General features: G+C 70.7%; 18 protein-coding genes and 1 pseudogene. 10 read left to right on the top strand and 9 right to left on the bottom strand.

Annotated features, from left to right (window positions below; all coding sequences use genetic code 11):
* The first annotated feature begins 184 nt into the window (after positions 1-184).
* From H180DRAFT_RS09235 to H180DRAFT_RS09220, 4 genes are all read left to right on the top strand, one after another.
* The gene (locus tag H180DRAFT_RS09235) at positions 185-994 is read left to right on the top strand and encodes a TraR/DksA family transcriptional regulator (protein WP_055485496.1); all 810 of its coding nucleotides are present in this window, start codon (positions 185-187) and stop codon (positions 992-994) included.
* 66 nt (positions 995-1,060) lie between these two features.
* Complete coding sequence (gene lspA / locus H180DRAFT_RS09230) at positions 1,061-1,639, top strand: signal peptidase II (protein WP_055485495.1); 579 nt, start codon at positions 1,061-1,063, stop codon at positions 1,637-1,639.
* Positions 1,640-1,732: 93 nt separating this feature from the next.
* Positions 1,733-2,674 carry an RluA family pseudouridine synthase gene (locus tag H180DRAFT_RS09225; RefSeq protein WP_055485494.1) on the top strand — a complete coding sequence of 314 codons (942 nt, stop codon included), beginning with the start codon at positions 1,733-1,735 and terminating at the stop codon, positions 2,672-2,674.
* A 2-nt stretch (positions 2,675-2,676) separates the two neighbouring features.
* Positions 2,677-4,269 carry a Na+/H+ antiporter gene (locus H180DRAFT_RS09220; RefSeq protein WP_055485493.1) on the top strand — a complete coding sequence of 531 codons (1,593 nt, stop codon included), beginning with the start codon at positions 2,677-2,679 and terminating at the stop codon, positions 4,267-4,269.
* A gap of 145 nt (positions 4,270-4,414) precedes the next feature.
* Here H180DRAFT_RS09220 and H180DRAFT_RS09215 read toward each other — a convergent pair whose 3' ends face one another.
* Positions 4,415-5,524, bottom strand: a complete 1,110-nt coding sequence (locus H180DRAFT_RS09215) for a mechanosensitive ion channel family protein (protein ID WP_055485492.1) — start codon at positions 5,522-5,524, stop codon at positions 4,415-4,417.
* Between the two features lie 110 nt (positions 5,525-5,634).
* Here H180DRAFT_RS09215 and H180DRAFT_RS09210 point away from each other — a divergent pair, with 110 nt between their 5' ends.
* Complete coding sequence (locus tag H180DRAFT_RS09210) at positions 5,635-6,207, top strand: dienelactone hydrolase family protein (protein WP_055485491.1); 573 nt, start codon at positions 5,635-5,637, stop codon at positions 6,205-6,207.
* Positions 6,208-6,433: 226 nt separating this feature from the next.
* Here the strand turns inward: H180DRAFT_RS09210 and H180DRAFT_RS09205 are convergent, their stop codons facing one another.
* From H180DRAFT_RS09205 to H180DRAFT_RS29040, 4 genes and pseudogenes are all read right to left on the bottom strand, one after another.
* Positions 6,434-8,119, bottom strand: coding sequence for an alkaline phosphatase D family protein (locus H180DRAFT_RS09205; protein ID WP_055485490.1), 1,686 nt, complete (start codon positions 8,117-8,119; stop codon positions 6,434-6,436).
* Between the two features lie 218 nt (positions 8,120-8,337).
* Complete coding sequence (locus tag H180DRAFT_RS09200) at positions 8,338-9,132, bottom strand: thioredoxin domain-containing protein (RefSeq protein ID WP_055485489.1); 795 nt, start codon at positions 9,130-9,132, stop codon at positions 8,338-8,340.
* Between the two features lie 101 nt (positions 9,133-9,233).
* A complete protein-coding gene (locus tag H180DRAFT_RS09195) occupies positions 9,234-9,959 on the bottom strand; it encodes a hypothetical protein (RefSeq protein WP_055485488.1) in 726 nt (241 codons plus the stop codon).
* A 250-nt stretch (positions 9,960-10,209) separates the two neighbouring features.
* Positions 10,210-10,347: pseudogene (locus H180DRAFT_RS29040) on the bottom strand (DUF2252 family protein); the annotation flags it as partial.
* A gap of 293 nt (positions 10,348-10,640) precedes the next feature.
* Here H180DRAFT_RS29040 and dnaE point away from each other — a divergent pair.
* Entirely contained in the window at positions 10,641-14,180 is a 3,540-nt protein-coding gene (gene dnaE, locus H180DRAFT_RS09185) for a DNA polymerase III subunit alpha (protein ID WP_055485636.1), read from the top strand.
* Between the two features lie 228 nt (positions 14,181-14,408).
* Here the strand turns inward: dnaE and H180DRAFT_RS29770 are convergent, their stop codons facing one another.
* Entirely contained in the window at positions 14,409-14,585 is a 177-nt protein-coding gene (locus H180DRAFT_RS29770; RefSeq protein WP_175437743.1) for a hypothetical protein, read from the bottom strand.
* A gap of 242 nt (positions 14,586-14,827) precedes the next feature.
* Between H180DRAFT_RS29770 and H180DRAFT_RS09180 the strand changes: the two genes are divergently transcribed.
* From H180DRAFT_RS09180 to H180DRAFT_RS30360, 4 genes are all read left to right on the top strand, one after another.
* Positions 14,828-16,123: an NYN domain-containing protein gene (locus H180DRAFT_RS09180; RefSeq protein WP_055485635.1), complete on the top strand. Its 1,296-nt coding sequence runs from the start codon at positions 14,828-14,830 to the stop codon at positions 16,121-16,123.
* A 131-nt stretch (positions 16,124-16,254) separates the two neighbouring features.
* The gene (locus H180DRAFT_RS09175) at positions 16,255-17,253 is read left to right on the top strand and encodes an ABC transporter ATP-binding protein (RefSeq protein ID WP_055485634.1); all 999 of its coding nucleotides are present in this window, start codon (positions 16,255-16,257) and stop codon (positions 17,251-17,253) included.
* A 125-nt stretch (positions 17,254-17,378) separates the two neighbouring features.
* Positions 17,379-18,245: an ABC transporter permease gene (locus H180DRAFT_RS09170; protein WP_055485633.1), complete on the top strand. Its 867-nt coding sequence runs from the start codon at positions 17,379-17,381 to the stop codon at positions 18,243-18,245.
* 136 nt (positions 18,246-18,381) lie between these two features.
* Entirely contained in the window at positions 18,382-19,284 is a 903-nt protein-coding gene (locus H180DRAFT_RS30360) for a hypothetical protein (protein ID WP_254665939.1), read from the top strand.
* 25 nt (positions 19,285-19,309) lie between these two features.
* Here the strand turns inward: H180DRAFT_RS30360 and ybaK are convergent, their stop codons facing one another.
* From ybaK to H180DRAFT_RS09145, 3 genes are all read right to left on the bottom strand, one after another.
* Positions 19,310-19,822 carry a Cys-tRNA(Pro) deacylase gene (gene ybaK, locus H180DRAFT_RS09155; RefSeq protein ID WP_055485484.1) on the bottom strand — a complete coding sequence of 171 codons (513 nt, stop codon included), beginning with the start codon at positions 19,820-19,822 and terminating at the stop codon, positions 19,310-19,312.
* A 61-nt stretch (positions 19,823-19,883) separates the two neighbouring features.
* A complete protein-coding gene (locus tag H180DRAFT_RS09150; RefSeq protein WP_055485483.1) occupies positions 19,884-20,717 on the bottom strand; it encodes an LON peptidase substrate-binding domain-containing protein in 834 nt (277 codons plus the stop codon).
* Between the two features lie 127 nt (positions 20,718-20,844).
* Positions 20,845-22,401, bottom strand: coding sequence for an oxidoreductase (locus tag H180DRAFT_RS09145; protein ID WP_254665953.1), 1,557 nt, complete (start codon positions 22,399-22,401; stop codon positions 20,845-20,847).
* Positions 22,402-22,455 lie beyond the last annotated feature (54 nt).

The following is a 22,455-nucleotide window of genomic DNA, read 5'->3' as shown; positions in this document are numbered from 1 at the left end:
CATCGCCTTTCGCTCAGCCCAGTGTAAGGGGCTCGGCGGGCTGCGGAGGGCCGGTTTTCGCGGGGCCGGGCGGGGCACAACGGATTGGAGACCGGCGTGCCCCCGTTGTCGAGCGTTCGGAGTCGATTTATCGTTCCGGTCACGTTTCGCGAGCAAGATCACAATATGTGAAGGGGCCACGGCCATGGTGGCGAAAGGATCTGCCGCGAGTGATCCGGCAGCTGCTGACAAGTCCACGAAGAAGGCCGCGGCCACGAAGAAGTCCTCTGCGGCCGGCAAGACGGCACCGAAGAAGGCGACGGCGAGGAAGAGCGCAGCCGGGAAGACGGGGAAGACCGCGGCGGAGGGGGAGGTGCCCGCGAAGAAGACCTCGGCGAGGAAGACAGGATCCAGGAAGACCTCAGCGAAGAAGGCCGCGGCGAAGAAGACTGCGGCGAAGAAGGCCCCAGCGAAGAAGGCCGCGGCGAAGAAGGCCGCGCCCAAGAAGACGGCCGCGAAGAAGCAGACGACGGGAGCCGAGAAGGTGGCTGCGAAGAAGACTCCGGTGGCGAAGACCGAGAAGGTCCCCACGGCGCGGGCGGTCGCCGCTCCTGCGGAACCGGGCGAACTCGCCGTACGGGCGGGGGAGGAGCCGTGGACGCCCGAAGAGGTCGAGGAGGCCCGCGGCGAACTGCAGAGCGAGGCTCAGCGGCTGCGCGACGAACTGGTTGCCTCCGGCGAAGCTCTCGACGGGCTCATGCGGGACTCGGGCGACGGCGCAGGCGACGACGACGCCGACACCGGCACCAAGAACATCACGCGTGAGCACGAGATGGCCCTGGCGGCCAACGCCCGCGAGATGCTGTACCAGACCGAGCGGGCCATCGAGCGGCTCGACGCCGGTACGTACGGGCTCTGCGAGAACTGCGGCAATCCGATCGGCAAGGCCCGGATGCAGGCGTTTCCCCGGGCGACGCTGTGCGTGGAGTGCAAGCAGCAGCAGGAGCGGCGCTAGGTGCCGGAGGGGCGGGTGGGGGGCGAAGGGGGCCGCTACCGTCCTCATATGTCGTACCCTCGTCGGGTGACAGAGGTGGAGCGGACTATCGGTACTCCTGACGAGGCCACACAAGAGCCCGCCGACGGTTCCGGCGGCGACGCACAGGCCGCCCACCGCGGCAGACGCCGGGTCGGTGTCCTGATCTCCGTGGCCGCCCTCGCCTACGCGTTCGATCTGATCAGCAAGCTGATCGTGGTCGCGAACCTGGAGCACCATGCACCGATCCAGGTGATCGGCACGGTGCTTCAGCTGGACGTGGTGCGTAACCGCGGCGCGGCCTTCGGTATCGGCGAGGCACTCACCATCGTCCTGACGGCCATCGCGGCCGTGGTGATCGTCGTCATCGCGCGCATCGCGAGGCGGCTCTACAGCGTTCCGTGGGCGATCGCGCTGGGGCTGCTGCTGGGCGGGGCGTTCGGGAATCTCACAGACCGCGTCTTCCGTTCGCCGGGCGTCTTCCAGGGCGCCGTCGTGGACTTCATCGCACCCACGCACTTCGCGGTCTTCAATCTCGCGGACTCGGCGATCGTCTGCGGTGGCATTCTGATCGTGATCCTCTCCTTCCGGGGTCTCGACCCCGACGGGACCGTGCACCGGGACTGACCGGCACCGGAGCGCTCAGGGACACCGCCCGCCGATGCGCGGAGTCGGGCCGCGACGACGGAGAGCATCCGGGCATCCGGCATACTCGATCGGGTGAGCACGATCCCCGAAACCCGCACCCTGCCCGTACCGGACGGCCTCGAGGGCGAGCGCGTCGACGCCGCCATTGCCAGGATGTTCGGCTTCTCCCGCACGAAGGCGGCCGAACTGGCCGCAGACGGCAAGGTGTTGCTGGACGGTTCCGCGGCCGGCAAGTCCGACCGGGTCCACGGGGGAGCGTGGCTGGAGGTGGAACTGCCGCCTCCGCCCGAGCCGGTGCGGATCGTGGCGGAGCCCGTCGAGGGCATGACCGTGGTCCATGACGACGCCGACCTCGTGGTGGTCGACAAGCCCGTGGGCGTCGCCGCGCACCCGAGCCCCGGCTGGAGCGGTCCGACGGTGATCGGCGGGCTGGCCGCGGCCGGGTACTCCGTCGCCACCTCCGGCGCGGCCGAGCGGCAGGGCATCGTGCACCGCCTCGACGTGGGCACTTCGGGGCTCATGGTCGTCGCCAAGTCCGAGCGTGCGTACACCCTGCTGAAGCAGCAGTTCAGGGAGCGGACCGTCGACAAGCGGTACCACGCGCTCGTGCAGGGGCACCCCGACCCGCTCAGCGGCACGATCGACGCCCCCGTCGGACGGCACCCGCAGCACGACTACAAGTGGGCGGTCACGGCTCAGGGCAAGCCGTCCGTGACGCACTACGACCTGATCGAGGCGTTCCGTGCCGCCAGCCTCCTCGACATCAAGCTGGAGACCGGCCGTACGCACCAGATCCGCGTGCACATGTCCGCGCACAGGCACCCGTGCGTCGGCGACCTCACCTACGGGGCCGACCCGAAGCTCGCCAAGCGCCTGCGGCTGGAGCGGCAGTGGCTGCACGCGGTCAGGCTCGGCTTCGAGCACCCGTCCGACGGGAGCCGGGTGGAGTACGAGAGCGACTACCCGGAGGACCTGCAGAAGGCACTGGACATCGTCCGTTCCGAAAGCGCCTGAGCATGGACCAGCTCGCGCTGCTCTTCGCCCTGCTGCTCGGTGCCGTTCTGACCGTTCCCGTGGCGGACCGAATAGGTGTGCCCGCTCCGGTGCTGATGACGCTGCTCGGCGGTGTCCTCGCGCTGCTGCCCTTCGTGCCGGACGTCGAGGTGCCGCCGGAGTTCATTCTTCCGCTGGTGCTGCCGCCCCTGCTCTACGCGGCCGTCCAACGCACGTCCTGGCGCCAGTTCGCGGCGAACAGGCGGCCCATATTCCTGCTGGCGGTGGCGCTGGTCTTCGTGACCACCGCGGCTGTCGCGGCAGTGGCCAACGCGCTTGTGCCGGGGCTGGGCCTGGCGGGTGCCGTGGCGCTGGGGGCGCTCGTCGCACCGCCCGATCCCGTCGCGGCGACGTCGGTCGCCGGGCGGCTGGGGCTGCCGCGGCGGCTGGTGTCGATCCTGGAGGGCGAGGGCCTCTTCAACGACGTCACGGCGATCACCCTCTACCACGTCGCCGTCGCGGCGGCCGTCACCGGGACCTTCTCCGTGAGCGGCGCGATCGGCGAGCTGGTCCTCTCCGCGGTCGTCGCGGTGGCGGTCGGACTCGCGCTGGGGTGGGCGGCGAACAAGCTCGCCGGGTTCCTCGGGGACGCGACGCTGCAGACGGGTCTCACGCTGCTGGTGCCCTTCGCCTCCTACGTCCTGGCCGAGGAGCTGAAGGGCTCCGGCGTGCTGGCGGTGCTGATGACCGCCCTGTATCTCTCCTCCGGGCGTGCAGTGGACGCGGACGACGTGCAGGGGCGGCTGGTCGGTCAGAGCTTCTGGTCGATCGTCGACACGCTCGTCACCGGCGTCGCCTTCGGCCTGATCGGGCTCGAACTCGCCGCCGTCGTCGGCCCCGTGCGCGGACGATGGGACGAGCTGCTGCCGGCGGCGCTCGCCGTGATCGCCGTGGTTGTCGTGCTGCGGCTGGTGTGGCTCCTGCCCGCGGCGTGGCTGGCCAAGCGGTTGCACCGGCGCAAGGACCTGGACGAGGACATCCCGCTCACCTGGCGTGAGACGACGGTCGTGTGGTGGGCCGGCATGCGCGGCGTGGCCTCTGTGGCGCTGGCGCTCGCCGTGCCGCTGACGGTGGACGGCGGCGGCAGCTTTCCCGCGCGGGACGCCATCCTGTTCATCGCCTTCGCTGTCGTCCTGGCCACGCTCCTGCTCCAGGGGCTGACCCTTCCCTGGCTGGTCCAGCGCCTGCACGTGAAGTCCGACAGCGCCGCCGAGCGGGAGCTGGAGCGGCAGCTGGCCATGAGGTGCGCGAAGGCGGCGCGGCGGCGCGTGCGGCAGGTCGAGGAGGACGAGGACCTTCCGGAGGAGGTGTCCGAGGCACTGCTGCGTCGTGCTCACGACGTGGGCGCGCGCATCTCGCCGGACATCGTGGAGCACGAACGCCGGGAGGCGCACGCCATGCGTACCGCCCGGATGAAGAAGATGCACCGGCTCAACGCTGAGCTGCTCTCCGCCGCCCGGCACGAGGTCCTCGCCGCGCGCAGCGAGCCCGGTGTGGACCCGGAGGTGTGCGACCGCGTCCTGCACCAGCTCGATCTGCGCAGCTTCCGGTTCTGAGACGGCGACGCGGAGCGGGCGGCCCCGGGCGGCCCGCCCGCGGGTTCGGGGCACGATGCGTAGAGCACGTCCCTGCCCGCGGGCAGGGCAGGGACCAGGGCCCGGAAACAGAGACCGGTAACACGGCCCGGTAACAGGCCCAGGGTCAGGAGAGCCTGCCGCTGCGGTTGTTGCGGCCTTCCAGGTGTCCGTTGTCGGAGCTGGAGTCGGAGTACGGCCCCGGGGGATCGCCCGCGGAAGAGAGCCGGATACCCGGCAGCGCGTACGGATGTTCACGCCGGAGCCAGTCGAGCAGCTGTTCACGAAGGTTGCAGCGGAGCGTCCACAGATCGTCGGACGTACGGGCGGAGACGGCAGCGCGCACCTCGATGGTGGTGTGGGTGGCGTCGGTGACGACGAGGCTCCAACTGCGGCCGTCCCAGTAGTCGTTGGCCCGCACCAGCTCCTCGGTCCGCCTGCGGATCTCCGCGACCGGGGCGGAGTGGTCCAGCTGCAGAAGGACCGTGCCGGTCATCTGCGGGCCGCCGCGCGACCAGTTCTCGAACGGCTTGCTCGTGAAGTACGAGACCGGCATCGTGATGCGCCGTTCGTCCCATGTGCGCAGCACCAGGTAGGAGACGGTGATCTCGTCCACCGTGCCCAGTTCCCCGTCGACCACGACCTCGTCGCCGATGCGGACCATGTCGCCGAAGGCGATGGACAGGCCGGCGAAGAGGTTGCCCAAAGTGGCCTGGGCGGCGATACCGGCGACGATTCCCAGCACACCCGCGGACGCGAGCATCGAGGTGCCGAGCGTCCTCATCGCCGGGAACTGCAACAGGATGGCGGAGGCCGCGATGACGACGACGACCGTGGTGACCAGGCGCTGGATCAGCGTGAGCTGGGTCTTCACGCGCCGTGCGCGCGCCGGGTCGTGCGCCACCCCGGCGTACCGGGCGGTGGTCGTCTCCACCACGGCGGCGAGAACCCGCAGGACCAGCCATGCCGTGGCCGCGATGAGGATGATGTGCAGCCACAGGTTGACCGTCGGGCGGTAGCTGCGTGCGATCTCCGCCTGGTCGTAGAAGACGTTCAGGAGGGCCACGAAGACCACGGCCTGCAGCGGCACCCGCCCGCTCCGCAGCAGCCCCCAAAGCGGCGTCTCCGGGTGCCGGGCGTCTATGCGGCGCAGCAGGCGGTCCACGCCCCACGCGATGGCGAACGCGAGCACGATCGCACCGCCGAACACGATGAGCGGGCGTAGCACGTTCTCCATGACGGGATGACTCCTCGGGGGTTGACGGGCACTGACGACGGTACCTGCCACCATGTTCGGTGGCCCGATCCGGAACCGGGCCCCGGGTGCTATGTGAGGGAAGTGACATTTTGGCCACCGTCGTTCTGTTCCACTCCGTCCACGGGCTGCGACCCGCCGTGCACAGGGCGGCGGACCGGTTGCGGGCCGCCGGTCACGAGGTGCACACTCCCGACCTGTTCGAGGGGCGCACGGCCGGCACCGTCGAGGAGGGCGCGGAGCTGAAGGACGAGATCGGCCGGGACGAACTGCTGATGCGCGCCGTCACCGTCACGGCACCGCTTTCCGAGCGCGGCCTCGTCTACGCGGGCTTCTCACTGGGCGGTTCCGTCGCACAGAACCTCGCCCTCGCCGACGACCGTGCCCGGGCGCTGCTGCTCCTGCACGGCACGTCGGACCTTCCGGAGGACGCCGCCGTGGACGATCTCCCCGTACAGCTGCACGTCGCCGACCCGGATCCCTTCGAGCCGCACGACTGGCTGAACGCCTGGTACCTGCGGATGCGACGGGCCGGAGCGGACGTCGAGGTCTTCCGGTACGCGGGAGCGGGACATCTCTTCACCGACGAGGATCTGGACGATTACGACGCGGAGGCGTCCGAGCGCACCTGGCGCACGGTGCTGGGCTTCCTCGACGGCGTGTAGAGGCGCCCCGGTGCCCGTGGCCCCCGGGTGCTGGGCAGGGCCAACCGCCCGGGGGCCGCGCCGTGTTGAGCTTTCCGGGCCCGGCGCGGCCCGGCCGGGACCGCCGGCTCCGGGACCGGGGCCCTGCACCGGACCGTCACCGTCACCGTCGCCGTGCGAACGCCGCCGGCCGAGCCGTCTGACGGCGGCACCCTGACGACGACGGTCCCGGCCCGTCTCCGGCCGGTCAGGCGCCCAGCGGGCCGTCCGCCTTCTCCAGGCGACTGGTGCCGGAAAGCGTGCGGTAGGAGCGGCGGACCTCGCTGGTCGCGTTCTTGTCGGTCTTGTCCGAGAGGACGAAGTAGTCCATGTGCGCCCGCTCGGAGTCGACGTCGAGGACGCCGTAGCCGTGCGAGTCCATGTCGAGCCAGCGCACGTGGCGGTTGGTGGCCCTGACGGCGGCCTCCGCGACCGTCGAGACGGTGTCGGGCGCGGCATGGATGATGTCGTCGAGATTGTCGGACGTGACGGACGCGACGACGAACTCCGTGGCCACCGGCTCGTCCTGGGGGTACGTCGCGGCCTTGACGGGGACCTCGTTGGCGAAGGCCATGTGGATGTCGCCAGTGAGGAAGACGGTGTTGTCGATGCGCTGGTCGCGCAGGTGCGTGAGCAGTTCCCGCCGGTCGTCCGTGTAGCCGTCCCACTGGTCGACGTTGAGGGCCAGGCCCTCCTTCGGGATGCCCAGCAACTCCGCGAGCGGGCCGAGCAGATGGGCCGGCACGGAGCCGAAGGCGACCGGGGAGATCATCACGGAGGTGCCGACCATGCGCCAGCGAGCGGTCGAGGAGGTCAGCCCGGACTTGAGCCAGTCCAGCTGCTTGCGTCCCGTGATGGTGCGTTCGGGGTCGTCGATGACGTCGCCGTCGCCGATGGAGGCCTGCTTGTCGCGGAAGGAGCGCAGGTCGAGCAGGTGCAGATCGGCGAGCCGTCCGAAGCGCAGGCGGCGGTACGTGGTGCCCTCCGTGGAGGTGCGTACCGGCATCCACTCGAAGTAGGCCTGTTTGGCGGCTTGTTGCCGGTCCGCCCACTCGCCCTCCTCGCCGGGCGTGTGGTTCTCCGCGCCGCCCGACCAGGTGTCGTTGGCGATCTCGTGGTCGTCCCAGATGGCGATGAGGGCGTGGGCCGCGTGCATCGCCTGCAGATCGGGATCGAGTTTGTGGTGCGCGTGCCGGGCGCGGTAGTCGGCGAGGGTGATGGTCTCGTGCTCGGGCTGTACGGTGCGCAGCGCGCCCCCCTGAAGGGGGTACTCCTCGTGGCCGTACTCGTAGATGTAGTCGCCGAGGTGCAGGACGGCGTGCAGGTCCGCGCGCGCGGCCAGATGCCGGTACGAAGCGAACCAGCCGGCCTCGTAGCTCGCACACGAGACCACGCCGAAGCGCAGCCGGGCGGGGTCGGCGTCTTCGGCGGGGGCCGTGCGGGTGCGGCCGGCCGGGGAGTTCACGCCGCCCGCAGCGAAGCGGAACCAGTAGGCGGTGTCCGCGGCCAGTCCGCGTACGTCCGCCTTCACGGTGTGGTCGCTCGCGGCTGCGGCGGTGACGGTGCCGTGGGCGACGACCTTGCCGAAGCCCTCGTCCTCCGCGACTTCCCATGTCACCGTCACGGGGCCGCCCTTGCCCGACCCGGGAACGGCGTCCGCGGTGGGAGTGACCCGCGTCCACAGCAGGACGCCGTCGGGCAGCGGGTCGCCGGAGGCGACGCCGTGGAGGAAGGCGGGGCCCTCGGCGGCGTGGGCGACGGGCGTGCCGCCGACGAGGGGGAGGAGGGCCGCTGACGCGGCGGTGGCCGCAACGACGGTGCGGCGCCTGGGGTGCCCGGGGGAGGGTCTCTCCGCGGGGACCGAAGTCGGGGACTCACTATGTGTGTTTGTCACGGACTCAGATGTTACGCACAAGTAGCCCCGGTGGGCAGGTCACTCGCAAGAGTTCAACTGCCCGCCGGGGCATGTTCGTTCACAGGACGTGAAATCGAGCAGGTCGCAGCAGGTCGCAGCAGGTCGCACCCCACGGACCAAGGTCCGCACGAACAGCCCTGCGCGGCACAGCGGTTCAGGGTGGCGGCGGGGCGAGCCCGCCGCCACCCCCGCCGCCGTTACTGCTTCGGAGGCGTGAGCTTCACGCCCAGCTTCTGCAGCTCGGCCGGGAGCTGCTGCTGGTCGACGTCCTTGCCGTCGATCCGGATCGTGGGCGTGCCCTGGACCTCGCTCTTCTTGAAGTCCTCGACCATGGCGAGCGCCCACTTGTCGTACGTGCCGTTCTCGAGGGACTTCTTGAAGCCCGCGTTGTTCTTCAGCGCTGGGACCGAGTCCGCGACCTCGAGCAGGTAGTCGTCATCGGCGAACTTGTCCTGGCTCTCCTCGGGGTGGAACTTCGACGAGTACATCGCGTCCTTGTAGTCGCGGAACGCGTCCTTGTTCACGTCGAGCGCGGCCCCCAGGGCGCTGATGGCGTTCTTCGAGCCGTCACCGCCGAGGTTGCCGTCGATCAGGGCTCCCAGGTGCACCTTGAGCTTGTACTTGTCCTCCTCGGCGCCCTTGACGAGGATCTTGCCCGCGGCCTGCTCGAACTGCGCGCAGGCGGGGCAGCGGAGGTCCTCGTAGACGTCGACGGTCTTCTTCCCGTCGCCGATGACGATGTCCTGACCGTCCTTGCCCGAGGAGTTCGCGGGCTTGACCAGCTTCTGGTCCTTGGCCGCCTCCCAGTCACTGGGGGCGGTCAGCTTCGTGACGGCGAAGAAGATGCCGCCGGCCACGGCGAGGACGGCGAGGACCGCGACGCCGACCAGCGCCTGCCGGCGCATCTTGTCCTTCTTCGCCTGCCGTTCACGCTCCGCGCGCAGCCGATCGCGGGCGGCGCGCTTGGCTTCCTGGCTGTTGCGCTTGCTCATGGGTTTCTTCTCCGTGGTGATGTACGCGGTGTGCGTGGGGACGACGATGGACGGTCTCGTACCGGTCGGCTCGCGCGCCTGTTGCCCGGGTCGGGTCCTGTTCAGGCTGCGAGCGCGACCTGCGGCGGTCCTCGTCGGTGCACGGAGTGGGTGAGCAGCGGCAGCGCACGCGGGCCCAGAACGGGCAGCGACCGCGGGGCGGGCGCGGGTTCCCCGCACTCGTACGTACGGGAGCCGGCTGCGAACGCCGTCCGCAGCGGCCGGAAGGCGGTGACCGAGGCGGCGCGCAGCAGCCCGGCCAGTGCCGCCTCACCCCGGCGGAGCCAGGCGGCGGCCATGAGCCCGACCGCGACGTGGGCCGCGAGCAGCACGAACGGCGTCGCCGACGGGCCGGCCTCCAGTGGGCCCAGCTGCGCCAGGCCACCGTGGGCCAGGCCCTCGGTCCGGCCGGAAGCGCCCTGCGAAGCGAGGTCGGCGAGCGGGGTGCCGATGCCGGTGCCGCCGCACAGCAGGTCGACGCCGAGGGTGCGCAGCGGACCGGTGACGGGACCGCCCGCCTGCCCGTAACAGGCGTGCTGACCGGAGGTGAAGACGGTGTCGGCGAGCAGTTCCAGCGGGATCAGTACCCCGGCGATGCGTCCGTAGCCGCGCTCGCGGTCGGCGAGGGCGAAGGCCAGCAGGAAGATCACGCCGGTGACCGCCAGCAGCGGGCCGACGGGGAGCGGCATCCCCGAGAGCAGGACGTGGGATCCTGCGGACAGCGTGACGCACAGCACGGTGAAGACCACCGCGCGTACCGTCCGTATGCTTGCCGCACCCATGTCCATCGCCGGAAGTGTGCCATGCGGAGGGGTAAGGGGTCTCTAAAAGCGGACCGTGAATTGCCCCGCTCCCCGCCGTTCCCGGCCGCGGACCGCGGATGCGCCGACGGGCCCGGTGGAATCTGGGAGGCCTACAGGGGCTGCGGGGTCTACGTGCCTACGGCGTAAGGGGCCTGCAGGCCGGGGATCCGGCCGTTGCGGGCCGGCGCGGCCCGGCCCTTCCTTGTCGTCCTCGGTGACGTCCGCGTAGATCGGTGACGTCCGCGTAGAAGAGACAGGCCGTCCCCCGGCAGAAGGCGAACGCGGACGCGGTCATCTTCCGGAACTTGACCTGGAAGGCGGCCGGGTCGGCGGCCAACAGCTCTCCGAAGGCGCTGTCGAAGACCTCGAGGATCTGCTCGGCGCGCGCCTCCGCGCCGGTCTGCTGCGCAGCCGTGGAAACCGCCCGATCGGGGTGGGTCGTGGTGCCGGAGCTGACGGGGGAGCGCACCGGATTGCTCTCGCACGGGCCGCAGCGGTCGGCGCCGGGGGAGCCGCGGGATGCGCGTCCGGCAGGGCGCGGCGGTCCGTACGCCCGGACGCCGGCGGTCAGTTGGGGCCGGGCGGCCGGCGCCCGCGGGTGTCGGTGGAGGGTCGTAGACTCCGGAACCGATCCAGCAGCATCCGTGCCCGGAGGTGGCCCGCGCCGTGACCGACCAGCCGTTCACACATCTGCACGTGCACACTCAGTATTCGCTTCTGGACGGCGCCGCGCGGCTGAAGGACATGTTCAAGGCATGCCAGGAGATGGGCATGTCGCACATCGCGATGACGGACCACGGCAACCTCCACGGTGCCTACGACTTCTTCCACCAGGCCACGGACGCCGGGATCACCCCGATCATGGGCATCGAGGCGTACGTCGCCCCGGACCACCGGCGGAACATGCGGCCGGTCAAGTGGGGCACCCCTCACCAGAAGCGCGACGACGTCTCGGGTAACGGTGCGTACACGCACATGACGATGTGGGCGCGTGACAAGGAGGGTCTGCACAACCTCTACCGCGCCCAGTCGCGGGCCGGCCTGGAGGGCTTCTTCCGCAAGCCCCGGATGGACCGCGAACTGCTCGCCGAGTACGCGAAGGGGATGATGGCCACCACCGGCTGCCCCTCCGGCGAAGTCAGCACCAAGATCCGTCTCGGGCAGCAGGAGGAGGCCGTCAAGGCAGCCGGGGAGTTCCAGGACATCTTCGGCAAGGAGAACTTCTTCGTCGAGCTGATGGATCACGGCATCGACATCGACAAGCGGGCACGGGCGGGCCTGGAAGAGGTGGCCAGGAAGATCGACGCCCCCTTCGTCGTCACCAACGACTCGCACTACACCTACGAGCACGAGTCCGCGGCGCACGACACCCTGCTGTGCATCCAGACCGGCAGCAACCTGTCCGACCCGGACCGCTTCAGCTTCGACGGCGCGGGCTACTACATCAAGTCGGCCGAGGAGATGTACGCCATCGACTCCTCGGACGTGTGGCAGCAGGGCTGCCGCAACACGCAGCTCCTCATCGCCGAACGGGTCGACACCGCGGGGATGTTCGAGACCAAGAACCTGATGCCCCGATTCGACGTGCCCGAGGGGTACGACGAGGTGTCCTGGTTCAAGGAGGAGGTCAAGCGGGGGATGGCCACCCGCTACCCGGGCGGCGTCCCCCAGGACCGGCAGGAGCTGGTCGAGTACGAGATGGACGTCATCATCTCGATGGGCTTTCCCGGGTACTTCCTCGTCGTCGCCGACTTCATCAACTGGGCGAAGGACAACGGCATCGCGGTGGGGCCCGGCCGTGGTTCCGCCGCCGGTTCGATCGTCTCCTACGCGATGGGCATCACCGACCTCGACCCGGTCACCCACGGCCTGATCTTCGAGCGGTTCCTCAATCCCGAGCGCGTCACCATGCCCGACGTCGACATCGACTTCGACGAGCGCAGGCGCGGCGACGTCATCCGCTACGTCACGGAGAAGTACGGCGCGGACAAGGTCGCCATGATCGGCACCTACGGCACCATCAAGGCGAAGAACGCGATCAAGGACTCGGCCCGCGTGCTGGGTTACCCGTACGCGATGGGCGACCGGATCACCAAGGCGATGCCCGCCGACGTCCTCGGCAAGGGCATCCCGCTGTCCGGCATCACCGACAAGGACCACCCGCGCTACAGCGAGGCGGGCGAGATCCGCTCGATGTACGAGAACGAGCCGGACGTCACCAAGGTGATCGACGCGGCCCGCGGCATCGAGGGCCTGGTGCGGCAGATGGGCGTGCACGCCGCCGGTGTGATCATGTCCAGCGAGAGGCTCATCGACCACGTGCCCGTCTTCTCGCCGAAGAACGACGGCGTGGTGGTCACGCAGTGGGACTACCCCAGCTGTGAGGCGCTGGGCCTGCTGAAGATGGACTTCCTCGGGCTGCGCAACCTGACGATCATGGACGACGCGGTCAAGATGATCCGCAAGAACAAGGACGTCGATCTCAAGCTGCTCGACCTGCCGCTGGACGACCCGAAGACGTTCGAGCTGCTGTGCCGCGGCGACACCCTGGGCGTCTTCCAGTTCGACGGCGGCCCCATGCGTTCGCTGCTTCGCATGATGAAGCCCGACAACTTCGAGGACATCTCCGCCGTCTCGGCTCTGTACCGTCCGGGCCCGATGGGCATGAACAGCCACATCAACTACGCCCTGCGGAAGAACGGCCAGCAGGAGATCACTCCCATCCACCCCGAGCTCGAGGAGCCGCTGAGGGAAGTCCTCGACATCACGCACGGCCTGATCGTGTACCAGGAGCAGGTGCAGAAGGCCGCGCAGGTGCTCGCGGGCTACTCGCTCGGTCAGGCGGACCTGCTGCGCCGGGCGATGGGCAAGAAGAAGAAGGAGGTTCTCGACAAGGAGTTCGTGAACTTCCAGAAGGGCATGCGGGACCGGAACTACTCCGACGAGGCCATCCAGGCCGTGTGGGACGTGCTGGTGCCCTTCGCCGGCTACGCCTTCAACAAGGCGCACTCCTCGGCGTACGGACTGGTCACGTACTGGACGGCCTACCTCAAGGCCAACTACCCGGCCGAATACATGTCGGCGCTGCTCACCTCGGTGCGCGACGACAAGGACAAGTCGGCGGTCTATCTGAACGAGTGCCGCAAGATGGGCATCAAGGTCCTCCCCCCGGACGTAAACGAGTCCGAGGCGAACTTCACCTCGCGGGACGACTCGACCATCGTCTTCGGCCTGACCGCCGTTCGGAACGTCGGGCAGAACGTGGTGGACTCGATCGTCAAGTGCCGCAAGGCGAAGGGGAAGTACACCTCGTTCCCCGACTTCCTCGACAAGGTCGAATCCGTCGTCTGCAACAAGCGGACCGTCGAATCCCTTATCAAGGCCGGCGCGTTCGACGAGATGGGACACACGCGCAAGGGCCTGACCGCCCAGTTCGAGCCGATGATCGACAACGTGGTCCAGGTCAAACGCAAGGAGGCCGAGGGCCAGTTCGACCTCTTCGGTGACCTCGGCGGTGACGGCGACGACGCCCCCGGCTTCGGCCTCGACGTCACCTTCTCCGACGAGGAGTGGGAAAAGACGTACCTCCTCGCCCAGGAGCGGGAGATGCTCGGCCTCTACGTCTCCGACCACCCGCTGTTCGGGCTGGAGCACGTCCTCAACGACAAGGCGGACGCGGCCATCGCGCAGCTCACCGGCGGCGAGCACGCGGACGGGGCGATCGTCACCATCGGCGGCATCATCTCCGGGCTGCAGCGGAAGATGACCAAGCAGGGCAACGCGTGGGCGATCGCGACCGTGGAGGATCTGGCGGGCTCCATCGACTGCATGTTCTTCCCGGCGACCTACCAGCTCGTCTCCACCCAACTCGTCGAGGACGCCGTCGTCTTCGTCAAGGGGAGGCTGGACAAGCGGGAGGACGTGCCGCGTCTGGTCGCGATGGAGCTGATGATTCCCGACTTGAGCGAGGCCTCCGCCAGCGCGCCCGTGACGATCACGATTCCGACGGTGAAGATCACACCACCGCTGGTGGAGAAGCTCGGCGAAGTCCTCACCCACCATCGCGGTTCCAGCGAGGTGCGGGTACGGCTCCAGGGCGCCCGCAAGACCACGGTCCTGCGGCTGGACCGGCATCGGGTCACGCCCGATCCGGCTCTCTTCGGCGACCTGAAGGAACTGCTGGGCCCGTCCTGCATGGCGGGCTGAGCCCGGACTTCCCGGCGCCGGCGCCCTTCCGCGTCCGGGGCGGTGCAGGCGCCGGCGTCAACGCCCTTCCCCGCGGGGCGAGTGCGGCGGAGGCCGGCATGAACCCGCGCACAGGAAGAGGGCGGCCCCGGGGCTGGGGCCGCCCTCTCCTCATCAAGCGCCGACGTGCGGTGCCCAAGGGCACAGGTGAATCAAACGGAGTGTTGTCGACCTCTGCGCCAGGCAGGGTCAGTTGTGTCCGAAGCGCCGCTGATGCTTACGGGCCACGTCAGCAGGGCTGACGCTTCTGCCCGACGACGGGCGCGACTGCTGGCCTTCCGCCGAACCGCTCTCGGTCCTGCTCCGGTCGCGCTCGCTGTCACCGGCCTTCTTCTGACTGCGTTCCTGATTCCTGCCCTTGGCCATGATCGCCTCCTGGTGACCGTTGAACTTTGGGCCGAATTCAGCCTGGCACGGGGGTATGAAGCGCGCATGTCGGACAATCACCGTGAGTGAGGCGGTTCTTCGTGCTCTTGCGCCTCCTCCGCATCTGTGCCGCCACGCCGGTGATCGTGCACCGCCGCCAAGCCCTGTACGGTCGGGCAGACTCGAAGGCGAAACACGACTCCGGCCGTGGGCCGCTGTCGGTGACCGAGAGTGGGTGGATCGTGGACCGCTGCGTCGTTCTGGTGGATGCCGGATATCTGTTGGGCGCCGCCGCGAGTCTTCTGGCGGGAGAGCCCATGCGCTCCCAGATCAGCGTCGACCACGCCGCCCTGATCCGCGGGCTGCGCGATCGTGCCGAGGCCGACACCGGATGCGATCTGCTGCGGATCTACTGGTTCGACGGCGCCCCCGACCGGGTGCCGCAGCCCGAGCACCGCAGACTCCGGGTGATGCCGCGCGTCACCGTACGGCTCGGAGCGCTCACCAGAAGCGACGGCCGCTGGGCGCAGAAGGGCGTCGACGCGGCCATGCACGCCGAGCTCACCGAACTGGCCCGCAACCGTGCCTGCTCCGACATCGTCCTCGTCACGGGCGACGGTGATCTCCTTCCCGGGCTGATGTCGGCCAAGGAACACGGTGTGGCCGTGCATCTGTGGGCCGTACAAGCGGCGGACGGCGACTACAACCAGTCCGAGGACCTCGTGGCCGAGGCCGACGAACGCCGGGTCCTGGACCGCAGCTGGATCACCGAGGCCGTGCGCGCCATGGAGCCCTCCGGCGCCTACCACCCGCAGTCCGCGTCCAGACCGGAGATCGCGGCGATCCTGTCCGCGCCGCTGCCCGAGGCGGCGAAGAACGGCAGCGGGCCCGCGGTGCCCGTCCCTCACACGGATTCCGCATCGCCCGACCCCTCACCTGCCGGGACCGCGGCCGACAGCGACGGGCAGACGCCGCCGGAGGAGAGCGAGGACGGCGCGGCGGCCGCCCCGGGCAAGGGCCTCACCGGCGTTCCCACCCCCAAGGACCTCGCGGGGCTCGGCCGTCCCGCACCCTCGCAGCCCGGTCAGGGAACCCCTCCCGGAACGACGCTCAGATGGTCCTCCGAGCGGGGCTGGGTGGAGCGCGGTACGCCCGGTGAGTCGCCGGAGGCGGCCGCACTGCCGATGCTCGCCCAGCTGACGACGGCCGAGCAGCGCTGGGCGGACCGCGAGGAGGACATCACGGCGGTCAGCGGCGACCCCTTCGAGGTCGGCCAGGTCTTCGCCCGGCGCTGGCTGGAGCGGCTCTCCGCCCCCTCACACGTGCAGTCGCTGGCCCGCGAGTATCCGCGCATCCCGCACCGCATCGACGGGGAGCTGCTCCGTTACGCGGCGCGCTTCGGGCTGCTCACGCACAAGGACGACCAGATCGACGAGCACGACCGGTACGCGATCCGTGCGGGTTTCTGGCGCGAGATCGACGCCCCCGCCGCGGGGCAGGCCGTCCCCGGCGAGGACGCTTCCGTCGCCGGGCAGTAGCCCCATCCGTCCGTGAACGACCCTTCCGGAAGGCCCGCCGCCTGCGGAGCGTAGGCTCGTCGCTCGTGGGAACCGGCACAACGCAGCAGACGGCGCAGAGCGTGCGCACCCCGGCGCGGGCCGCTGTACGCATGACGCGCCTGGTCAAGACGTATCCCACGAGCCGGCGCCGCCTCGGCGCGCTCCCCCTCAATCCCCTGCGCACCGCGCGGGACGCCCCCGGCACCGAGGGTGTCCGTGCCTGCGACGGCGTCACCCTCGAAGTGCGGCAGGGCGAGATCTTCGGCCTGCTCGGCCCGAACGGAGCGGGCAAGTCCACCGTCGTCAGACAGCTGTCGGGCCTGATGCGGCCCGACTCCGGCACGGTCGAGATCCTCGGACACGATCTGACGCGGCACCCGGAGCGTGCCGCACGGCTCCTCGCCTACCTCGGCCAGGAGTCCGGCGCGCTCGACGAACTGACCGTCGCCCTGGCCGCGGAGACGACCGGACGCCTTCGGGGCCTGGATGCGGCGGCCGCGCGCCGCGAGCGTGACGAGGCACTGGACGAGCTGGGCCTGAGCACACTCGCCGGCCGTGCGCTCGGGAAGCTCTCGGGCGGCCAGCGGCGGCTGGCCTGCGTCGCGTCGGCGCTGGTGGGGGAGCGCCCGCTGCTCGTGCTGGACGAGCCGACGACCGGCATGGACCCGGTGGCGAGGCGCGCGGTGTGGGCGGCGGTGGAGCGCCGCCGAAGCGAGCGCGGTGCGACGGTGGTGCTGGTGACGCACAACGTCATGGAGGCGGAGGCCGTTCTCGACAGGGTGGCGGTACTGGACCGCGGCCGGGTCATCGCCTGTGACACCCCCGGCGGGCTGAAGGCCATGGTCGGCGGCGACGTACGCCTCGAACTCGTCTGGCGCGACCGGGCGCCCCTCGACGTACCGCAGGTCGCCGCTCTCGCCGCGCAGGCCGCGGTGTCCGGACGCCGCTGGACGCTGCGCATGCCGCCCGGGGCGGCCCGCGCCGCCGTGGACGTGGTCACCACGGGGCGGGCCTTCGCGGCACTCGACGACTTCTCGCTGGCGACGCCCAGCCTCGAGGATGTGTATCTCGCCCTGGGCGGCAGCGGGGAAGGTCTGGTGAAGGTGTGAGTACGGCCGCTTCGGCGCAGGCACGTGCGCAGGCAGAGGCCCGGGCACGTGCAAGGGCCGGTGAGACGGATGTCCGCGGCCGGATTCCGCTCGGGACCGCGGAGGACGCCCGTGCCGCGGACGCGGTGCCTGCGGACGCGGTGCCTGCGGGCGCGTCCGCCGGGTCGTCCGGCACGGCGGGGCGGCAGGCCGGGGAGCCGGCCCGGGAGGCCGTCGGGGACGTGGCCGGGGAGCCTCCCGCCTCTCTCGCGCCCCGGGCACGGCTGTGGCCCTCGCTGGCCGCGGTGTACCGGGCGCAGCTCTCCCGCGCACGGGTGGCCCGCATCCCGCTGCTGTTCGTGGCGACCTTCCAGTCGCTGGGGATCATGGTGCTGATGAGGGGCGTGGTCGACGGCGGTGCCGAGTCGAGAGCCGTGGTCGCCGGGGCGTCCGTCCTGGTTGTGGCGTTCGTGGCGCTGAATCTGCTCGCCCAGTACTTCGGGCAGCTGCGCGCGGGCGGGGGCCTGGACCACTACGCCACGCTGCCGGTGCCCGCTGCGGCGGTCGTGCTCGGCGCCGCCGGGGCGTATGCGTCGTTCACCGTGCCCGGAGTCCTCGTCACGGCCGTAGCGGGCGGCGTGCTCTACCAGTTGCCGCTGAGCGGTCTGTGGATTCTCCTGGCCGTCGTCCCGCTCGCCGGGGCCGCTCTGGCCGGGCTGGGCGCCGCACTGGGACTCCTCGCGCCGAGGCCCGAGATCGCCACTCTCTGCGGGCAGTTGGGGATGTCCGCCGCGTTGCTGCTGGGCGTCCTTCCGGGCGGGCGGCTGCCGCAGCCCGTGGGGCTGCTGCGGGACCTGCTGCCCTCGACGTACGGCGTGGAGGCACTGGCCCGGGCGTTCGAGGCGCGGCCCGACTGGGGGCATGCGGCAATCGATCTGGGTGTGTGCGCGGCCGTCGGAGTGGCGTCCCTGGCCCTGGCGACGTGGGCGTACCGGCGCGCGGCGGTGCGCTGAGCGGGAGACCCGAGGAGGTGCGGGAGCCGGAGCCGTACGCCGACTGGGCCGGAATGGGCGAATTCGCGCCCGTACGCCGCAGAGTCATCTGCCGCCCCCCGCCCGAACCGCCGTACGGGACTGGCACGATGGCGTCGTGACCGCTCCAACGCCTTCCTCACCGGACCCCGACCGCTCGCGTCGCTCCCGCCCGTACGACGGCCATGGCGGCCTGCACGGCGACGGACAGCAGGAACCGCGCCGGCGCGGCGACCCCACGGGTGGCGATCAGCCCGCTTCTCCGTACGGGGCTCCCGGTCCGGCCGGTTACGGAGGCGATGACTCCGGTGCGCACGGGAACGGAGACGCGTATCGAAGCGGCGACGCGTACGGGAGCGACGGCGTGTACGGGAGCGACCCCTCGTACGGCCACCCCGCCTCGTACGGCTACTCCGACGGGCCGCCGGCCCACGCGGCCCACGGCCCGGAACATCCCGAGCACCTCGACGAGGAACGGCCCGATGTGCGCCGGGAGGTGCGCACAGGTGTGCTGTGCGCCCTGCCCCTCATCGTCCTGGGAGTGGGGCTGGGACTGCTGTGGTTCTGGCTGGCGCCGCGCGTCCCGCTCGTCAGCGTCGACGGCGGCGTGTTCCTCAAGGACCCGGAGGGTGAGGAAGCGATCGGAGCGGACGGCACGTTCGTGCTGCTTGCGGTCGCCCTCGGTCTGGCGACGGGCCTTCTGGCGTTCCTGCGCAGCCGCGGCGGAGGAATCGGCATCGTCGTCGGTGTGGCCGTGGGGGCGCTGCTGGGGTCGGTGGTGGCCTGGCGGCTCGGTGTCTGGCTGGGCCCGAGCGGCGACCTGACCGCGTCGGCGAAGGCCGCGGGCGAGGACAAGACCTTCGACGGGCCGCTGAAACTGCAGGCCATGGGCGCGCTGCTGGTGTGGCCGTTCATCGCGCTCGTGACGCATCTGGTGCTCATCGGTGTCTTCGGGCAGCGCGATCCGGAGTCGGCCGCGCCGCCGCCGGCCGAGGACGGCAAGGCGGCACCCCACTGGTGAGCGTCGGGCCCGGCCGACCGGCGGTTCAGGACACCCCGCGGGCGATCGGTGCCCTGGCTGCGCGCGTCAGCGCCGCGAGGTCGTCAGGAGCGAGTTCGATCTCCAGGCCCCGGCGGCCCGCGGAGACGCAGACGGTGGCGTGAGCGGAGGCGGACTCGTCGAGGACGGTGGGCAGCGGCCTGCGCTGCCCGAGAGGTGAGATGCCGCCCAGCACATAGCCGGTACTGCGCTCGACGGCCGCCGGGTCGGCCATGACCGCCCGTTTGCCGTCGGCCGCCGACGCCAGGGCCTTCAGGTCCAGCGAGGCGGAGACCGGCACGACTGCGACGGTCAGCGTGCCGTCGACCTCGGCCACGAGGGTCTTGAAGACCCGTTCGGGTGCGATGCCCAGGGCCTCGGCGGCCTCCGCGCCGTAAGAGGGCGCGGACGGGTCGTGCTCGTAGGAGTGCGTGGTGAACTTCACCTCCGCACGTGCCGCGGCGAGAGTCGCCGGAGTCGCCGCCTGCTGCTGCCTCGGCTGTCTCTTCTTCTTCGCCATCGCTGCCCCTCCGCCCGGCGAGTGCCGTCCTGCGTGTGTCCGAAGCCGCCGTGCCGCACGCTCAGTTGGGGCTGGTCGGGTCCCGTGTGAGATCCGCAGCCGGCAGCGAGGGCAGCTTCCCGATGACCGCCGTCTCGCGACGGAGGATCTTCAGCTCGTCCGCGAGCCGCGTCGCGGTGTCCGGGGCCTGGAGCAGGCGCTGCTTCGTCGGGGTGTCGAGGATCGTGGCGGCGGCCACCAGATACGAGACGACCGACGGATCGTCCGGCAACTCCTGCCCGGCGGCCAGGGTCCGCTCCCGCGCGCTCGCCAGCCGCTTCTGGTAGCCGCGGAAGGCACGCAGCACTCCGGAGGCCAGCGCGCCCGCTCCGTCGCCCTCCTCCTCCGGCAGCTCCTCGACCTCTCCCATGAGGTACGGGCCGCCGGCGTCCACGGAGTGCAGCCGGAAGCGGGTGGTGCCGGTGGCGAGGACCTCGTAGCCCGGGCCGTCGCCCGCGGCCTCGTCCTCCTCCGGGGACGCCTCGCCGGTGTCCGCTCCGGCTCCGCCGGATGCGCCCGATGCGGCAGGGCCCCCTGCCGCGCCGGTGCGTTCGCGGATCGTCGAGGCGTCGGCGATGCAGCCGACCGAGTAGAACGACGCCATCGGATCGGCGCCGAAACCGGCCGCAGGCCCGGTGCCCGCCGGGTGCGCGCTCTCCGGCAGACCCGTCGAGGTCTGCGCGGTCTCCCGGCCGTCGCGGATGGCGACGACGCCGAAACGCCGGGGCGTGTCCTCGGGAATCTTCAGCAGGTCCCGCATCAGCGCGCGGTATCGCTGCTCGAAGATGTTCAACGGCAGTACCAGGCCAGGGAACAGCACCGAGTTGAGCGGGAAGAGCGGAAGCGCGGTTGTCACAACGCGTAAGCCTAAAGCCTTCGGGAGGCGCCCGGTGCTCCCGATCGATCAGGAGTGCCGTCCGGGCGGTGCGTGGCGCGGCGGTTCACCGTCGGCGAATCGTCCGCGGCCGGTGACCCGCCGCGGGTCATTGACGGCGCAGGAGCCGCGTCGCCCCCGTGGCGACGGTCGTCGCGAGGATCCAGCCGAGCAGGATCAGCCCCGCCGCCACCCACTGCGGCCCGCCCCTCGGGTCCCAGGCGTTGTCCTGTCCGAGGCTGATGACGGGCAGCAGCAGGTCCAGCGCGTACAGCGTGGCGTTCCAGTGCGGCGACTCGTCGCCCTTGAGCGGGTCCGGCCGATGCGCCCCGAAGTACATGGCGCTCGCCGCCCACAGCAAGGCCATCCACAGCGCCGCCTGGGCCGGGCGGTACCCGTAGGCGACCGTCCAGTCCTGTAAATAGCCCCAGAGCTTGCCCACCAGCGGAAGCGTCTCGCGGCGGCGCCGCTGCTTGGCCAGGAGCACCGCACGGGCGTTGGTGTCCTCACCGCTGTTGCGGTACATCAGCGCCAACTGCTCGTAGGGCAGCGGCGAATACTCCGGTGTGGCAGCCGCCAGCCACCGCAGCCGTTCGCGGACGTTGAAGTGGCCCTCCTTGGGGATCGCCTGCTGATAGGTGAAGCCGGCCATCCACAGCCGCTGGTCCCTCGGCCAGCTGCCCACCCGGTCGAGCAGCTTCTCGACGTTGGCGCCGGAGAGCACCGTCAGGCCCCGCTCCGGGGCGCGCGGTGTGAAGTTCAGCTCCGGTGTCTGGATGCGGCGCAGGGACAGCTCCTGGTCCCGTCCGAGTTCGAAGCGGGCGTTCTCGATGACGAGGGAGGAGCCGAACCGCCCGTCGTCGAGCACCACCCCGCCCGTGCACTCGAAGTGCTTCGTACGCCAGCGGCTGCCGCTGTCGGAGGTGAAGGGGACGGGGGTGCCGGAAGCGGGAGTGGCGCCCTCCCGCAGCTGCGAGGAGCGTCCCCGGTTGGCGTCGGCGAAGCTGGCGACGTGCTCGACGGTCATCTGCGGGGCGTACAGGGCGTAGCGGCCCTTGGTGTTGCGCAACACCGTGCCGAACATGTGCAGCGAGCTGCCGACCGTCGCCCCGCGCAGGCTCACCTCGCCGTCGGTCACCAGGAGGCTGGCCTGGAGCTCCTGGGAGACGGTGATGCCGTCGGCGGCGATGGCACGTATGCGGCGGCCGCTGCCGACCGTCGCCTCATTGAGCATCAGATCGGTGCCGATGGTGGCGTCGGTGAGCTTGATGCCCTCGGGTATCGAGCAGCGCGGCAGGTGCAGGTCGCCGTCGGTGCTGAGCCGGGCGGCCTCCAGGCGCGGTATGTAGCAGTCGACGAGGCGCCCGGTGTGCATGCGGGCCTCCGCCATCCGCACCTCGCGTTCGAAGCGGCACTGCCGCAGTTCGAAGTACGGCTCGATGATGCCGCCGGAGAGGTCCAGCACGTCGGTGATCAGGGCGCCCGAGACGTGCAGCGACGCGACGCGCCCCAGCAGCGGCGGCGGCCCGTGCAGCAGCAGATGCGCGATGACGCGGGCGCGTACGGTCCGTTCCGGGCCCCAGTCGTGGTCCCCGTTGGGGTCGTCCAGTTCCGCTTCGCCGCTGCGCAGGTCGTAGTCGCTGCCGTTGACGAACGCCTGCCACATGCCCCATTCGGCCCGTGTCAGCCAGGACGGCGGCTCTCTGGACTCCAGTGACTC

Source organism: Streptomyces sp. WMMB 322, from assembly GCF_900090145.1.
Lineage (GTDB): Bacteria > Actinomycetota > Actinomycetes > Streptomycetales > Streptomycetaceae > Streptomyces.
This window is presented reverse-complemented; position numbering and strand designations above follow the sequence as displayed.

Bases quoted from the DNA above. Each gene is read 5' to 3' on its own strand.
- H180DRAFT_RS09235 (WP_055485496.1), top strand. From the start codon at position 185: ATGGTGGCGAAAGGATCTGCCGCGAGTGATCCGGCAGCTGCTGACAAG.
- H180DRAFT_RS09220 (WP_055485493.1), top strand. From the start codon at position 2,677: ATGGACCAGCTCGCGCTGCTCTTCGCCCTGCTGCTCGGTGCCGTTCTG.
- H180DRAFT_RS09215 (WP_055485492.1), bottom strand. From the start codon at position 5,524: ATGGAGAACGTGCTACGCCCGCTCATCGTGTTCGGCGGTGCGATCGTG.
- H180DRAFT_RS09200 (WP_055485489.1), bottom strand. From the start codon at position 9,132: ATGAGCAAGCGCAACAGCCAGGAAGCCAAGCGCGCCGCCCGCGATCGG.
- H180DRAFT_RS09195 (WP_055485488.1), bottom strand. From the start codon at position 9,959: ATGGACATGGGTGCGGCAAGCATACGGACGGTACGCGCGGTGGTCTTC.
- H180DRAFT_RS29770 (WP_175437743.1), bottom strand. From the start codon at position 14,585: ATGGCCAAGGGCAGGAATCAGGAACGCAGTCAGAAGAAGGCCGGTGAC.
- H180DRAFT_RS09175 (WP_055485634.1), top strand. From the start codon at position 16,255: ATGACGCGCCTGGTCAAGACGTATCCCACGAGCCGGCGCCGCCTCGGC.
- ybaK (WP_055485484.1), bottom strand. From the start codon at position 19,822: ATGGCGAAGAAGAAGAGACAGCCGAGGCAGCAGCAGGCGGCGACTCCG.
- H180DRAFT_RS09145 (WP_254665953.1), bottom strand. From the start codon at position 22,401: ATGTGGCAGGCGTTCGTCAACGGCAGCGACTACGACCTGCGCAGCGGC.